This window comes from Nostoc sp., assembly GCF_036919895.1.
Taxonomy (GTDB): domain Bacteria; phylum Cyanobacteriota; class Cyanobacteriia; order Cyanobacteriales; family Nostocaceae; genus Nostoc.
Genome location: NZ_JBALBW010000004.1, coordinates 119,024 through 133,885, shown reverse-complemented (window position 1 = coordinate 133,885; position 14,862 = coordinate 119,024). Strand labels below are relative to the sequence as shown.

The following is a 14,862-nucleotide window of genomic DNA, read 5'->3' as shown; positions in this document are numbered from 1 at the left end:
GCTGTTGGTAAAGTTGGGGAACAGAGACTGGGGAATGGGGACTGGGGAATGGGGAATGGGGACTGGGGAATGGGAACTGGGGAATGGGGAATGGGGACTGGGGACTGGAGACTGGGACAAGAAGAACAACTTCTAGCTACTGTTTTTTCCCAATCCCTAATCCCCAAGACCCAATCCCTAATACCCAATCTTTAGTAGTAATTACCTACTTTGCGATGGCGAACGGCTGTGAGTCCATCGTTTTTGGAGACACGACCTTCTTGGACGGTGCAGTATAAAATCCAGTGGTCGCTGCATTCCATGCTGCTCTGTATTTCACATTCCATGTATGCCAGAGCATCAGTTAGAATCGGAGAACCGTTTTTCGCCGTTTGAGTTTTCACTCCTGCAAAGCGATCAGCACCAGGATGCAAGCGCTTGAGAAAGTGTTTTTTCAATTCTTGATAGTTGCCTTCTTCCAAAACGTTGAGGACGAAGCGATCGCCTACTTGCATTAAGGAATCAATGGCGCGGTCTTTAGCAACAGCAATTGTTAATCCTAATGGTTGCAAACTCGCTTGCGTTACCCAGGATGCCAGCATTGCACTTGAGACATTATCTTTTTTAGTGGTGACTATATATAGTCCACTACTAATGCGACCCAACGCCTTTTCCATGTTGACATCAAGGGACTTGATGTGCTTGATGTTGCGATCGCGCACCAACAATTGTCCCAAGTCTTTACCCGCTTCTTCACACAACTGGAATGTAGATGCAGTGGGAGCCTCTCTAATCCGAATGGCTGGGAAAGCTTCTTTGATGCCAGAGTCAAGAAATTTTCTGCGGAGTGTATCAATGGGTTCATCATCCCCACCGTAACATTCAAACAGTCCAACCAGTTGCTTGTTCTTGGCAACAGCTAACACCGAACTGATACTAGCTTGGGCGGCGGCGGCAGTAGTCGGGGGCATACCGATAATAATGCCAGCTGCTCTCCCGGCTAGTTCTTGAATTTCTTGGCTCCCAGCAGTACTCAGATCCAGTACTTCTACACCAACGCCTGTTTTCAGTATACCTTCGGCAATTGCGTGACCAAGGCGTTCACCGTACCCGTACTCTGAAACAAAAAACAAGCCAACGGTGGTTTCTGCTTTAGCTTGTTTTTGGCTCCAATTTTCGTAGCACCCAGTTAGAACATCTAGATGGTGGTATAATAAAGGGCCGTGACCATTGGCAATTATATTAATCTTCCCTAGATCGCCCATCCGCTTCATCGCATTCAGCAGCGAACGAGCGTTAGGGCCCATCAAACAGTCGTAGTAAAATCTAAAGTCAGCTTCGATCGCTTCTAAATCTTCGTCAAAGGTGCGATCGTCACAAAAATGCATCCCAAAAGCATCACAGGTATAGAGGATTTGGGTTTTGCGGTCAAAGCTAAAGATTGTATCTGGCCAGTGTAGGTTAGGCGCACTCACGAATTCTATTTCGTGTCCTTTGCCGATATCGATGCGATCGCCAGTTTTGACAACCCGCTTAGAAAAAGGATCGTGGACTAACCCTTCTAAAAATTGAAGCGCAACTTTTGAGGCTAAAACAGTAGCTCTAGGAGCTAATTGCAAGACATCTTCTACTAAGCCGCTATGGTCTGGCTCTGTGTGACTAACAATTATGTAATCAATTGTTTTGGGGTTAACAAGACCTTTGAGAGTCTCTAAATACAGATCGCGAAACTTCTGGTGAGAAGTATCAATCAAAACTGTTTGTTCACCCCTAATTAGATATGAATTGTAGGTTGTGCCGTTTTGCAGTCCGAATTCGATATCGAAGCGATCGCGATCCCAATCAAGAGAGCGAATCGCCGTTGTGTTAGGGGCAATTTCTACAGTTTGTATAGTTAGCCGATGTTGAACGTTCTCTGCGATCGCTACCATTATTCGTCTCCGAGCGCAAATTTCCAGGTTTTTATTCTGCCCCCATTGTCTCTATTATTTTTTATTTAAGTTGTAATGAATATCAGTTTTTGAATAATTTAACTTGTATCAATTATTGCTTTTTTTTAGCAAAAAGTATGACTAAAAAATCTACTTGATATTAATTTATCTAAAAAATATACTGAGTATTTAATTTTGCGACTTATCTCAGCTTCTCATAAATTAAAAATATCATGTTCTTTATAATATTTGACAATAAAAACCGAAAAGATAAAGATGTTATGACATATATAGGAATACTATTACTATATAAAACTCATCTCTGATTTTTGGAAAACTCAGCAGATCGCCCTGCGCTAAGGCGCACGCTACGCGAACAGACTATAAGTCTGTATAGCCGCGATTTCCAATCGCCCAGTGTTTTTTCCCAAAGTGGATGCTCCCAGCTTTATCTACCCTTGCTTCTTGGGTATTGCCTAACTATATAAGTAAGTTAAGAAATTAAAATTATTTTTTTTAGTAATGACGTATTGATGCTAACAAAATATCAGGATTTATACATAAAACTTGTAATTATGGTGCAATATAATTGTCTTAAGCAAATAGATTAGAAGTTAGTTTTTGAATACGCTATCTCATAAATAAGTAGGAAAAGTAGGAAAGGTGGGAAAAGTAGGAAAAGTAGGAAAATTAACAAAATAAGTTTTATCTCCAATAGGTATTGAATATATTTTTATCTCAACGAATAATCTTGTTATGTAAAATATAAACTTTATGTAAAGTTGATAGGATAGATATTTTTTGTAGATAATTAAGAAAAACTTCCAGAGATTAGTTGAATAAAAAGGAACTAGGCTTATATATGTATGTTTTTTTGCTCATTCAAATGGAAACTCTCGCAAAAATAATTTTTAAAGTTTCGGTAAATCACCGTAAACATACGAATAATCTAATAATTTTAGTGATACAGTCCTTTATTATCGGCTTTAGACACTCACTAATTAGGATAACGCCAACAAATTCTTCTTGTTATGGCTAGCAGCTATAGCTTCTATCTCTCAGTAATATTTATAGTTCAATTTTAAGAGGATGCTATTAAATACGTAATTTATTAAGTATACAGCACTTGCGTCTGTTATGAGGTACATCCTCAAAGCTGAAAGCTATGATAGGAAACGACTAAGAGGAAAGCTGTATTGCATAATAGCCGGAAGTGCTGTATAGGCGTGAATAGACATAAGAAAAAATAGCAAAAATTAATTGTGCAAAAGGTTATTAATTATGGGATGCCGATTAAAAGTCTTTCTGACTGAGCAAGAAAAGCTAACCTTAGAAGAGTTAAGAAAAGCCAAAGATGCTCCTCAACGCACTAAGGATCGCGCTCAAGTCTTATTGCTAAATAATCGTGGGTTAAAAAACGAGCAAATTGCTAAAGGCTTGAACTGGGCAATTTCAACAGTACGTCAAACCCTTCATCGTTGGGAAAAGATGGGTTTAGCTGGTCTGTGGGATGCTCCTGGTAGAGGTGGAAAACCTCGATATTCAGAATCAGATTTGGTTTATCTAGAAAATTGTTTAGCTCAAGAGTCGCAGACTTATAACTCTAAACAATTAGCAAAAAAACTCGCATCCGAACGTCAAGTGAGCTTGAGTGCAGATCGGTTACGGCGTGTACTTAAGCAAAGGGGAAGAAGGTTTGGAAGCGCACAAAAACAACCCCAGGAACAGAATAGACCTCTTGCAGAATTCATTTTGTGTTATGATGTTGGGTTTTTTCTTAATGCTAATGGCAAGAGATAATTGAGAAAGGCAATACCTAAAGCATTCAGAAGAGATGGCTACAATATTTCGTAGTAAATATCGCCAAAAAAAGATAGAATTAAATTCTGTTATTTCTATAAAATAAGGTTATAGATAAATGAAATATCAGTGCATCCAAAAGTTAAATCCAAGAGCATTTAAACGTCGCTTTGGAGTTAGAAGAAAAACTTTTAAGAGCATGGTTAAAACTATAAAATTATTCCAAAAGATTAATAAACACTCTAATACTGGTGCCAAACCTCTACTAGATATTGAGAAACAAGTTTTAGTTACCTTAGAATATTGGAGAGAATACAGAACTTACTTTCATATTGCAACTAGTTGGGGAGTCTCGGAATCAACTATTTGTCGCATTGTTCATCGCATAGAATCAGAACTGATGCAGTCAGGAATGTTTCGTCTTCCTGGAAAAAAAGCTTTGCTGCAAGGTTTAAGTCAGCCAGAAGTAGTAGTAATGGATGTAACTGAAACACCCATTGAGCGTCCAAAAAGAAAACAACAGGAATTTTATTCAGGTAAGAAAAAACGTCATACTCTCAAAAGCCAATTGATTATTAATCAAGAAACGGGCGAAATTATTTGCACTTTCTTTGGGAAAGGTCGCTGTCACGATTTTGCTTTATTCAAAGCTAGTGGAATTCATTTTCATCCCGAAACACAAGGTTTATACGATAGTGGTTATCAAGGAATTAATCAATATCATAGTAACAGTTACACTCCCAAAAAAAAGCCTAAAAAAGGAAACCTATCTATCTTAGAAAAAGACTATAATCGGGTTCTAGCAAAAGAGAGAATCGGTATTGAACACATCAATCGCCGTCTGAAAATTTTCAAGATTTTTGGCGATAGATATCGTAATCGCCGTCGTCGTTATGGTCTGCGTTGTAACTTACTAGCCTCAATTTACAACTACGAATTAAGTTTACCAGAAGCAAAATTCCAAACCCCCACCATAACATAAAAGTAATTCTGCAAGAGGTCTAATACTCAGTAGTCTGTCAAGCTAGTAATGAAAAGTTTGTAGTAAGCACTTTAGTGCTTATAAAATCAGGACTTCAGTCCTGACTACGAACTTTCTTACCCCAGATCAACGATAATTCGATCAATTAGTGTACCTCATAACTTCGGTAACTGCTGTAGCTAGCTTTTGAGGAGAGCTACACAGATTCACTATCCGCTTTTTTGGTCAGAATATCCAACTGAATTCTGACTCGTGAATCCTGAATTCTGTTTAGTCAAACAAAATCCACCTAAACATTAAATTGTTTGGTGGACTTGTTATTTATTCTTAGTGGATCCGAGCAGAGTCGAACTGCTGTCCAAATTGGGTATTGACCCCCCGCTCATTCACAGGTTTAGCCTTTCTGACCCTCAAGGCGGGAATCGTTCATTGTCCCGAACGTAGGATGCTCTGATTTAATCTTAGCTAGCAAGCCAACCAGAGAACGCTTACTAGAGCATCCGTTGGGGTTTGGTCTTCAGTCCTTAACGGAGTCAAACCGAAGACGCTCGAACCTATAAGAGGCGTTTAGGCAGCTACTAGAGCATCCTTACGAGCAAAGCTAACGATGTTATTCGCATTTACTTTTTGTTTGAGCCTTTGATTTGCGAGAGGAGACTCACTCTCGACCTGAATCACAGAGCAGCGTTCGCCAACCTGTCGAAACCGTGACGGACCCATGCGCTTCTATATTTCAATTATAATACGCAATTTGGGAATTCGTAATTTGTAATTATCAAAGTCTGGATATATGGCTCCAATTACTCAAAATAGCCAATCGCTAATTTTAAAACCATTAGCAATTGGCTATTTACCACGATCCACAACAAGTATTTTTCTAAGTTAGTGCTTCAGCACCACCTACAACCTCAAGGAGTTCTTGGGTAATTGCAGCTTGTCGAGCTTTGTTGTAAGACAGTGTGAGGCTATTAATCAATTCACCGGCATTTTCGCTGGCATTACTCATAGCTGTCATCCGCGCTGCTAGTTCACTAGCGGCAGATTCTTGTAGCGCTCGCAATAGCTGGTTACTCAGATACAGGGGCAATAGAGAATCGAGGATCTGTACTGGATCTTGCTCGAAAATCATGTCAGGAGCCAACGTGCGGACTTCCTTAGTCACTTTTTGACGCTCAACTTCAAATTTACCGCCACGGGTTGTCAAGCGGAAGATTTCGTCATCGCTTGCTTCTAGACCTTGTGGATCGAGTGGCAGTAAGGTTTGGATTACAGGACGTGAACTAACCAACGAAAGGAATCTGGTATAGATTAATTCAATGCGGTCAACTTCTTCCGAAAGGAACAAGGAAAGTAGTTGATCGGCAATTTGATTGGCTTCGGCGGCGGTGGGAATTTGCTCTAGACCGCTGTAAGTAGCATCAATGGGCTGATCGCGGCGTTGAAAGTATTGTGTTGCTTTGCGTCCGACTAGCACAAATTGATAGTTTAAACCTTCTGCCTTGATTTCTTTGGCGCGGTTTTCTGCACGACGGATAACGTTATTATTATAGCCGCCGCATAAACCGCGATCGCCTGAAATTACTAACAGCCCGACTGACTTAACTTGCCGTTTTTTCAGTAATGGTAGGTTTGCTTCTTCAAAGCGCAGACGGCTTTGCAAACCATATAATACTTGTGCCAAGCGATCGGCAAAGGGGCGAGTCGCTAGCACTTGTTCTTGCGCCCGACGGACTCTAGCCGCAGCTACGAGACGCATGGCTTCTGTGATTTTTTTGGTGTTTTTGACCGACTGGATGCGATCGCGTATTGATTTTAGATTGGCCATATTTTTAAGTTCTGAGTTAGGAGTTAGGAGTTAGGAGTTAAGAGTTAGGAGTCTTTCATTAACTTTTAACTCTTAACTCTTCGCTTCTAACTTTAATTACGCTGTAGCTTTGAAGGTCTTCTTGTATTCGGTAAGCGCTTCCTTCAAGGCTGCTTCTTCTGTGTCACCTAATGCTTTAGATGCTTGTACTCCTTGGGCATATTTACCACCCTTTAAGGACTCGCGCAGACCTTGGGTAAAGGTGGTGACTTTATCTACAGGTACATCATCTAAGTAACCATTAATACCTGCATACAAAATTGCCACTTGTTCATATACTGAAAGTGGCGAATTTTGTGGCTGCTTGAGAAGTTCGCGTAACCGTTGACCACGTGCCAACTGGTCTTGAGTGGCTTTATCTAAGTCAGAAGCAAATTGCGCGAAGGCTTGCAAGTCGTCAAATTGGGCTAATTCCAATTTAATTTTACCGGCAACTTTTTTCATTGCCTTGGTTTGAGCCGCAGAACCCACACGAGATACTGAAATACCAGGGTTTACAGCCGGACGGATACCAGCGTTAAACAAGTCAGAAGAGAGGAATATCTGACCATCGGTAATGGAAATTACGTTTGTGGGGATGTATGCTGAAACGTCGCCAGCCTGGGTTTCGATGATTGGTAGGGCGGTCATGCTGCCTTTACCTAATTCGTCACTCAGTTTTGCGGCTCTTTCTAGCAAACGAGAGTGAATGTAGAATACATCTCCGGGGTAAGCTTCGCGTCCTGGTGGGCGACGTAGCAGTAGGGACATTTGGCGATAAGCTTGGGCTTGCTTGGAAAGATCGTCGTAAATTACCAGGGTAGCTTTGCCTTTGTACATAAAGTACTCGGCAATACTTGCGCCTGTGTAAGGAGCTAGGTATTGTAGGGTTGCTGGTTCACTGGCGCTAGCAAAGACAACGACGGTGTAATCCATCGCGCCTTTTTCTTGCAATGTCTGCACCACGTTAGCAACTGTGGAGGCCTTTTGACCGATCGCAACGTAGACACAAACTACATCTTCTGATTTTTGGTTGATGATGGTGTCGATCGCGATCGCAGTTTTACCGGTTTGGCGATCGCCAATAATCAATTCCCGTTGACCGCGGCCGATGGGAATCATTGAGTCAATAGCTGTGATCCCAGTTTGCATGGGTTCGTGTACAGATCGACGAGCAATGATACCTGGTGCTGGAGATTCAATTAAACGGCTTTCTGAAGATTTGATTTCTCCCTTCCCATCGATGGGAAGACCCAAAGCGTTTACAACTCGTCCAATTAAGGCTTCTCCTACGGGTACTTGGGCAATTTTACCAGTGGCGGTTACAGAACTACCTTCTTGAATTTCCAGCCCTTCACCCATTAACACCGCGCCGACGTTATCTTCTTCTAAGTTCTGGGCGATGCCAATTGTGCCATCTTCAAATTCTAAGAGTTCCCCAAACATAGCCTTTTCTAGACCATAGATCCGGGCAATACCGTCACCTACTTGAAGAACAGTACCAACGTTAGCAACTTTGACCTCTTGATCGTATTGCTCGATTTGTTGTTGGATAATACTACTAATTTCGTCAGGTCTAATTGATATACTCATGTGTCTATCTTGTTTGCTTTCGAGACTGAATTCAGTGCTGAATGATGTTACCGCATAGCTAGGGTTTAGCTCGTGCTGAGTTAAAAGAGCAAAGGTTAAAAGTTAAAATAAATTACTATTTACTTAACTCCTAACAGACGCGATTAATCGCATCTCCTAACTTTCTAGCTATTAGTTAAGCGCAATGAAAGGCGGCGCAGTTGACCCCGAATACTGGCATCAATTACCTGTGAGCCTACTTTAATAATCACGCCACCAATTAACTCACTATCTACCTTGGTTTCGAGTTCTACCTGGCGAGCATTACTGATGGCAATCACTTTTTCTGTAATTGCTTGCTGTTGAGCTTCTGTGAGGGGAACGGCTGAAATGACTTCCGCTAATACGGTTTGATTCAGCTGCCGCAACAGCGCCAGATATTGTTGAAAAATCGATTCCAAGAATGCAATGCGGCGTTTGTCTACTAGCACTAACAAAAAGTTGCGTAAGTAGGGGTTAGCGCCTTCACCGAGTATTTGTTTGATGAGAGCTTTTTTGTTCTCAGACTGAATAAACGGGTTGCTGAAGAAGTTGTGTAGCTGTTTGTCTGCCCTAAGCAGTCCCAGAAAAGTCCGTGCATCTTCCCCGAACTCTTCTGTCAAATTTTTCGATTGCGCTATTGACAAAAGCGCCTGTGCATAAGGCTGGGCGACTTCGACTGCGGCTACTTGACTTGTCATACATTGCCTCCCAGTTGTGCGATGCTGCGATCGATTAAACCTTGTTGAGCATCGTCGGCAATCCCACCTTTAAGTTGTGATTCGACTTTTTGCAATGCTAGTGTAGCAACTCGTTGCCGTAGTTGAGCGATCGCTCGCTCGGTTTCGGTATTTAAATCTGCTGCTGCTGTTTGTTTCAAGCGTTCTACGTCTTGCGCTGCCTTTACTAACAAGGCTTCTTTTGATTTTTGGGCGTTTTCTACGGCTGATTGGCGGATACGTTCTGCTTCTGCCTGAGATTGCTTCAACTGCTCTTGCGCTTTGGAAAGGGCAGTCTTTGCATCTTTTAAGCGCCCTTCTGCTTCCTGAATTGCGGTGGCAATATTGGATTGTCGCTCGTTCAGGATATTGCTTAAAACTTTACGTCCGAAGTAGAATAATATACCAATCAGAATCGCTAGATTGATCAGATTGGTTTCAAAAATGTCTAAGTTTAGACCGAAACCACCTTCTGCTGCGCCTTCTGCCAATTCAGAGTGAACAGCGTTCGCTTCTGCGGCAAGTAATAAGAATGTCCCCATGATATCCATTTACAAGTGCGCTGCTCGCTTGCTAATACGTTGTATTTTCCCGAAGGGAAATTAAGTATCTATTTCCCCAAGGGAAGGAAATTTAAGTATCTTTTCCCAGAAGGGAAAAAGTGCCTTTTTTTGACACTTAATTAAGCGCTCTGGACTAGGGGCCAGTTGCGCGTATGCTTTACACAGAAACAATCCCGTTAGCTTATCTAACTGGAGTTGGCCCCAATAGTTTTTCTAGAATCTGCCTGCTGAGAGCATCAACTTGTTGCTCTAAGGTGTTAAAAGCTTGTTGCTTTTGTTGTTCTATTTCAACAGAAGCTTGTTCTCGTTGAGACTGAGCTTCTTTTTGGGCTTCAGCGATTTTTTCGGCAGTAATTTTCTTAGCTTCAAGTTGAGCGGCTTCTACAGTAGCTTGCGATTGTCTGCGAGCGTCTGCGAGTTGCTGCTCATATTCTGTAGCCAAGCGCTCGGCTTTAGCCAAGCTTTCTCGCGCCTCAAGGGTATTCGTTCGGATATAATTATCGCGATCGTCTAGTACCTTGGTCAGTGGCTTATAGAAAATTGCATTCAACAAAGCTGCTAATAGCAGGAATTGCAATGCCATGAAGGGCAAGGTAGCATCGAAATCAAACATTTGTCTCCTCTTTGGCTGGAGTAGCATTTTTCATGGCTAGCAAAGTCATCCAACCTTTGATATTTTAGAGACCCATAGCCAACAAGGGTCAACGGAACATTAAAACTATTAAGATACCCAAAACATTTTGATTGTAGAGGCGTGATGATTCACGTCTCCACACTCACAAAATTTTCAGGTCTTATGCGAAGGGGTTAGCAAACAGCAATACCAAGGCAATTACTAGACCATAGATAGTCAAAGATTCCATGAATGCCAAGGTTAATAGCAGAGTACCGCGAATTTTTCCTTCTGCTTCAGGTTGACGAGCAATACCTTCTACTGCTTGTCCAGCAGCGTTACCTTGACCAATACCAGGGCCAATTGCAGCTAAACCAATCGCTAAAGCAGCAGCGAGAACTGAAGCAGCCTGAACTAATGGATCCATGTTGATTTTCCTTGCTTTGATTACAAAACTAACAGACATTACGTTAACGATTAGAAACGTGGTTTTCACGCTGCACATGAGTTATTCGATCGCGCTTTGCGATGTTTTGAGCGAATATGCTCTTCTTGACTGTGCTATCAACTGAGAAGTTTAATGCTCCTCATGCTCATCTCCACCATGTCCCTCCATTGCCTCATGAATGTATGCTCCGGCTAGGGTGGCGAAAACCAGGGCTTGAATGGCGCTGGTAAATAAACCCAAGGCCATTACAGGCAGAGGTACAAAGAGAGGAACTAGCAGCACCAATACCGCAACTACCAATTCATCCGCCAAAATATTACCAAATAGCCGGAAGCTTAGGGAGAGGGGTTTGGTGAAATCTTCAAGAATTGCGATCGGCAACAAAATGGGTGTTGGCTCTATATATTTCTTAAAGTAGCCTAAACCCCGCTTGCTAAAACCTGCGTAAAAGTACGCTAAGGATGTTAGCAGTGCCAATGCAACAGTCGTATTGATGTCGTTGGTGGGAGCAGCCAATTCGCCCGAAGGTAGCTTGATGAGCTTCCAGGGAATTAGCGCACCCGACCAGTTCGATACGAAAATAAACAAGAACAATGTGCCAATAAATGGCACCCAAGGTCGGTACTCTTTCTCACCAAGTTGGTTTTTGGCCAAATCACGAATAAATTCTAGGGCGTATTCCATCAAATTCTGGATGCCCTTGGGAATTCTTTGTGCGTTGCGAGTAGCAGCTATTGAAGCCACTACTAAAATGCTAATCACAAACCATGAGGTGAGGAAAACTTGCCCATGAATTTTAAGATTGCCTAATTGCCAGTAGAAATGATGACCTACTTCTAATTCGGCGAGGGGAAAAGAATTAAAGGCGTTTAAGAGACTAAGCATTTGCATTCTTCAAGCATTTTCCCCAACAAGCGAGGATGGGATTACTATCTTTGTGAGCCTGACTTTTTAAGAATCAGGAAGGAACGCAATTTGCACCATATAGACGAGGAGTGTAGCTTTGTAAGTTAGAAATCCCAAAAATATGGGCAAAATCTGTAGTTCACGCCATTGAGTTGCTACGATCATGACTCCCATAAATAGAGCAAAACGAGTTTTGCTCAAACTGGTTTTCTCACTACCAAGTTGCTCAACGTCTCTAGCCAACATTTTTAAGTAAACCACACCTGTACACGCCCCAATTAAATAATTTAGGGCAATGTTTAAGGAATAAAAAATCCACACAGAGATAAAAATAACCCCCGTCAAGACAAGCGTGATTACCAACAATCGCTGGAAGAGTTGATGAAACTCTTGCATAGAGTTACCTGATTCTGTATCTCCAGAACCAGTTTTAGCATCTTGTTGCGTTGTCGGAGTGGGCGCAATTGATTCGTCTGACAAGCTCACGAGACTCGAAACCAGTACAGCTAAATTATGATGACTGCACATTCAGTCAGATGAATCATATCACGATGCGGTAACAATACTTTAGGAAAAAACAATTAACTTCTTGGCAACGTTAGACAGTCAGTAAAATCGCGCTCTCAGAAGCGAGAGAGCGGCTGATGATGTAAAAGACTGTGCGGGTGAATAATCAATAATCGCTGCCTGAAAATTCAAAATTTCTTCCAATTTCAGCTTTTTTGAGTGGATTATTGTCCTCCAAAGTTGTTACATAGCATCTTGGTGTTTGAATTAATGGGGTGTCAATAAAATCAACTGGTGCTTGAGGAGTGTATGGACTTACCGCAAATCATAAATCGGAGAGTAGCGGCTTGTCATTAAACATCGCACCACTGCTGAATTTCAGAAAACTCCAACTTTGGGGATGCAGAATACCTGTTTGTTGGTCACTTTCCTAATTTACATTAATTTACCAAAAGTGGTGATGGCGATCGCTCTTCACCAAAATAGTGCTGAGTAAAAAAGTAAACAGGATGAAAGTCAAGTCTAAAATGAAGCAGGTGTCAATAAAATCAGCTGCTGCTCAAGAAGTTTTCTGACCTCATCCAATCCCAGTTGCCCATCTGCCAAAATCTCTGCAACTGTGGAATTCGCATCACACTTTTGCATAAATTCAAACTCTACTACAGATAAATTAACAATTTGGTAATTGTAATTAAAGAAGCATTGACTAGGAAATCCTTCGATGCAAGGATTAAGTTCGGGAATCGCTGCTAATAGCGCCTTATCGTCTGACCAGTCAGCTTTGACTAAAGGAGGACGACCGAGGAAAAATTCGTAATGAGTTACTTCTGGATCTAGTAATTCTATCAGACGGTAAAGCTGGCGATCGCTCAAATCTTTTGCCCGTTCTACTAACTCCGGTGCTTTGCCCAAAAGCCTGTCTAAATCCCAGAAACTCGGATTCGAGAAACCAACGAACTCCAATCCCGAAGCATCAATTAATTCAAACAGTGTCTCAATGTTGTAGTCAATTTCCTGGGGATGAACGTACATATCAGCAAAATGTTCATCCTTGTGATTTTCTAATGACCAGCGTTGTTTTTCGGATTTGACAATTCGGTTATTTTCTGGTAAAGAGGCAAATATTTGTCGTCCAACTTGGACACCATCGCGGTAGTCGCCTTTTTTATCACCTTGAATAAGTGCGATCGCTTTTTGCATGAGTTGAATTTCCCAGCGTCCCAATTCCCCATACACAAAAATGTGCATCAAACCGCCTGGGGCTAACTTTTTCGCCAAAGCTTGAATACCGCGAATGGGATCGGGGGTATGGTGCAAAACGCCAACGCAGTTGATTAAATCAAACTCACCCGGTAACTGTTCCACATCAAACAAACTGAGGTGATGAAATTCAACGCGGGTAGCCCCAGAACGCTGACAACGTTCTTTGGCTACAGCCAAAGTGCCAGTACTGAGGTCAATTCCCACAACAGAAGCCTGGGGGTTGAGGTGAACCAAGTACTCTGTACTTACACCAGTACCGCAACCTGCATCTAAAATCCGAATATCTTGTCTTTGAGGTTTTTGACCTGTGCAGAAATTATGAGCAGCTAGCCAATTCCAGCGCCAGTTGTAGCCTGGAGGTGGTTCATCTAACAGGGCTTCAGGCGGAAAGGGGTAGGTATTGTAGAGTTTGGCAACAGCAGCACTAACAGTTTGGGAATCGGACATGATAAGTAAATTTTGGGGCAATTCTGAGTTTATCGAATATTTGATGCTTGCAGCCAAGAAGTTTTACCACCCGTTTACAGGAAATTGAGTTAAGCTGGTTTGTTGTATAAATTTTACATTTGGCATTAACAAATGGTTGCTCAACAAATATACCACTTATGAATAAACCCGTTCATAAAATTCTCTTTGGCAGTCCTGGAACTGGCAAAAGCCACAGAATAGTTTCAGAGATTATCCCTAATTACTTAGGTATAGATGAATCTACTAATCCTGAAAATATTATCAAAACAGTTTTTCACCCAGAATATACCTATGGGGATTTTATGGGCAAATTAATACCGATTACGATGAGATCGGGGAAAGTAGAGTACAACTACTATGAAGGACATTTTTTAAAAGCACTATCTCAAGCTTATAAGAATATTAAAGAAGCCTACGATAAAGAAGGTAAGCAACTAAACCAACCGAAAAATGTTGCTCTTGTGATTGATGAAATAAATAGAGGTAACTCCTCAGCTATATTTGGTACTGTTTTTCAGCTTTTAGATAGAGATGAAGATGGTTGGTCAAGTTACGGTATTAATCTAACTGTTATTGAATTTTTAAAGCTATTAGAATTGATAGGAACTAAATTTAGTTATGATGACAGAGGAAACATCAATGAGTATAAATTGCAACCTTACGAAGGAGTTGCTAGGCTAGAAACATTACAAAAGAAAATTGAATTTTTAAGATTTGATTTAGTAAATAGAATTATCAAAATTCCTCCTAATCTTTCTATCCTTGCTACTATGAACACTTCTGATAATTCCATTTACTTCATGGACAGTGCATTCAAACGTCGTTGGGACTGGGAATTTGTTAACTGGGATGAGACTAAGCCTAATACAGCGACGTATGGTAAAGGAGGAATCTTAGAGGAAAAGGAATGGAAAAAGCTTATTAAAAACCTTAATAACTTTATCAAAAGCCATCATGCCTCAATTCGAGGAATTGAAGACAAGCAAATCGGATATTATTTTATCAAACAGCCTGTAACTGCTGAACAAATCCAGAATAAACTAATGTTCTTTCTATGGGACAGTGTGTTTAATCGTGATAAAAAGCCACTGGTGGATCTTCTGAAGGTAACAAAAGATAATCTAGTAACTTTTGGAGATTTCACTAAACTACATAATGCTTTTATCAAGAATATAATGAACCTTGCTGATTGATTTTGGTATTACAATTTAAATTTGAAAAACTAGCCT

At 41.2% G+C, this 14,862-nt stretch carries 13 protein-coding genes and 1 other RNA gene; 3 read left to right on the top strand and 11 right to left on the bottom strand.

What is annotated here, in order from left to right:
* Positions 1 to 191: 191 nt before the first annotated feature.
* Positions 192 to 1,910, bottom strand: coding sequence for a diflavin flavoprotein (locus tag V7K55_RS00715; RefSeq protein WP_334827148.1), 1,719 nt, complete (start codon positions 1,908 to 1,910; stop codon positions 192 to 194).
* 1,281 nt (positions 1,911 to 3,191) lie between these two features.
* Between V7K55_RS00715 and V7K55_RS00710 the strand changes: the two genes are divergently transcribed.
* On the top strand, positions 3,192 to 3,710 hold the full coding sequence (locus V7K55_RS00710; RefSeq protein WP_334827146.1) for a helix-turn-helix domain-containing protein: 519 nt from the start codon (positions 3,192 to 3,194) through the stop codon (positions 3,708 to 3,710).
* Positions 3,711 to 3,828: 118 nt separating this feature from the next.
* Positions 3,829 to 4,692, top strand: a complete 864-nt coding sequence (locus V7K55_RS00705; RefSeq protein WP_334827144.1) for an IS5 family transposase — start codon at positions 3,829 to 3,831, stop codon at positions 4,690 to 4,692.
* Positions 4,693 to 5,020: 328 nt separating this feature from the next.
* Here the strand turns inward: V7K55_RS00705 and ssrA are convergent.
* The 10 genes from ssrA to V7K55_RS00655 form a co-directional block, all read right to left on the bottom strand.
* Positions 5,021 to 5,410, bottom strand: a transfer-messenger RNA (tmRNA) gene (ssrA, locus tag V7K55_RS00700).
* Positions 5,411 to 5,569: 159 nt separating this feature from the next.
* The gene (locus V7K55_RS00695; protein WP_334827142.1) at positions 5,570 to 6,517 is read right to left on the bottom strand and encodes a F0F1 ATP synthase subunit gamma; all 948 of its coding nucleotides are present in this window, start codon (positions 6,515 to 6,517) and stop codon (positions 5,570 to 5,572) included.
* 96 nt (positions 6,518 to 6,613) lie between these two features.
* A complete protein-coding gene (gene atpA, locus V7K55_RS00690) occupies positions 6,614 to 8,128 on the bottom strand; it encodes a F0F1 ATP synthase subunit alpha (RefSeq protein ID WP_334827140.1) in 1,515 nt (504 codons plus the stop codon).
* Between the two features lie 164 nt (positions 8,129 to 8,292).
* Positions 8,293 to 8,847 (bottom strand): ATP synthase F1 subunit delta, encoded by a 555-nt coding sequence (gene atpH, locus V7K55_RS00685; RefSeq protein ID WP_334827138.1) that lies wholly within the window; start codon positions 8,845 to 8,847, stop codon positions 8,293 to 8,295.
* On the bottom strand, positions 8,844 to 9,416 hold the full coding sequence (locus tag V7K55_RS00680; RefSeq protein ID WP_334827136.1) for a F0F1 ATP synthase subunit B: 573 nt from the start codon (positions 9,414 to 9,416) through the stop codon (positions 8,844 to 8,846). Before V7K55_RS00680 ends, atpH begins: the two co-directional genes overlap by 4 nt.
* Positions 9,417 to 9,609: 193 nt before the next feature.
* The gene (locus V7K55_RS00675; protein WP_174712791.1) at positions 9,610 to 10,041 is read right to left on the bottom strand and encodes a F0F1 ATP synthase subunit B'; all 432 of its coding nucleotides are present in this window, start codon (positions 10,039 to 10,041) and stop codon (positions 9,610 to 9,612) included.
* Between the two features lie 181 nt (positions 10,042 to 10,222).
* On the bottom strand, positions 10,223 to 10,468 hold the full coding sequence (gene atpE / locus V7K55_RS00670; protein WP_013192016.1) for an ATP synthase F0 subunit C: 246 nt from the start codon (positions 10,466 to 10,468) through the stop codon (positions 10,223 to 10,225).
* A gap of 150 nt (positions 10,469 to 10,618) precedes the next feature.
* Complete coding sequence (atpB, locus tag V7K55_RS00665) at positions 10,619 to 11,380, bottom strand: F0F1 ATP synthase subunit A (protein ID WP_334827132.1); 762 nt, start codon at positions 11,378 to 11,380, stop codon at positions 10,619 to 10,621.
* A 60-nt stretch (positions 11,381 to 11,440) separates the two neighbouring features.
* On the bottom strand, positions 11,441 to 11,923 hold the full coding sequence (locus V7K55_RS00660; protein ID WP_334827130.1) for an ATP synthase subunit I: 483 nt from the start codon (positions 11,921 to 11,923) through the stop codon (positions 11,441 to 11,443).
* A 501-nt stretch (positions 11,924 to 12,424) separates the two neighbouring features.
* Entirely contained in the window at positions 12,425 to 13,612 is a 1,188-nt protein-coding gene (locus V7K55_RS00655; RefSeq protein WP_334827128.1) for a class I SAM-dependent methyltransferase, read from the bottom strand.
* A 158-nt stretch (positions 13,613 to 13,770) separates the two neighbouring features.
* Here V7K55_RS00655 and V7K55_RS00650 point away from each other — a divergent pair, with 158 nt between their 5' ends.
* Complete coding sequence (locus tag V7K55_RS00650; RefSeq protein WP_334827126.1) at positions 13,771 to 14,826, top strand: restriction endonuclease; 1,056 nt, start codon at positions 13,771 to 13,773, stop codon at positions 14,824 to 14,826.
* The last annotated feature ends 36 nt before the right edge of the window (positions 14,827 to 14,862 follow it).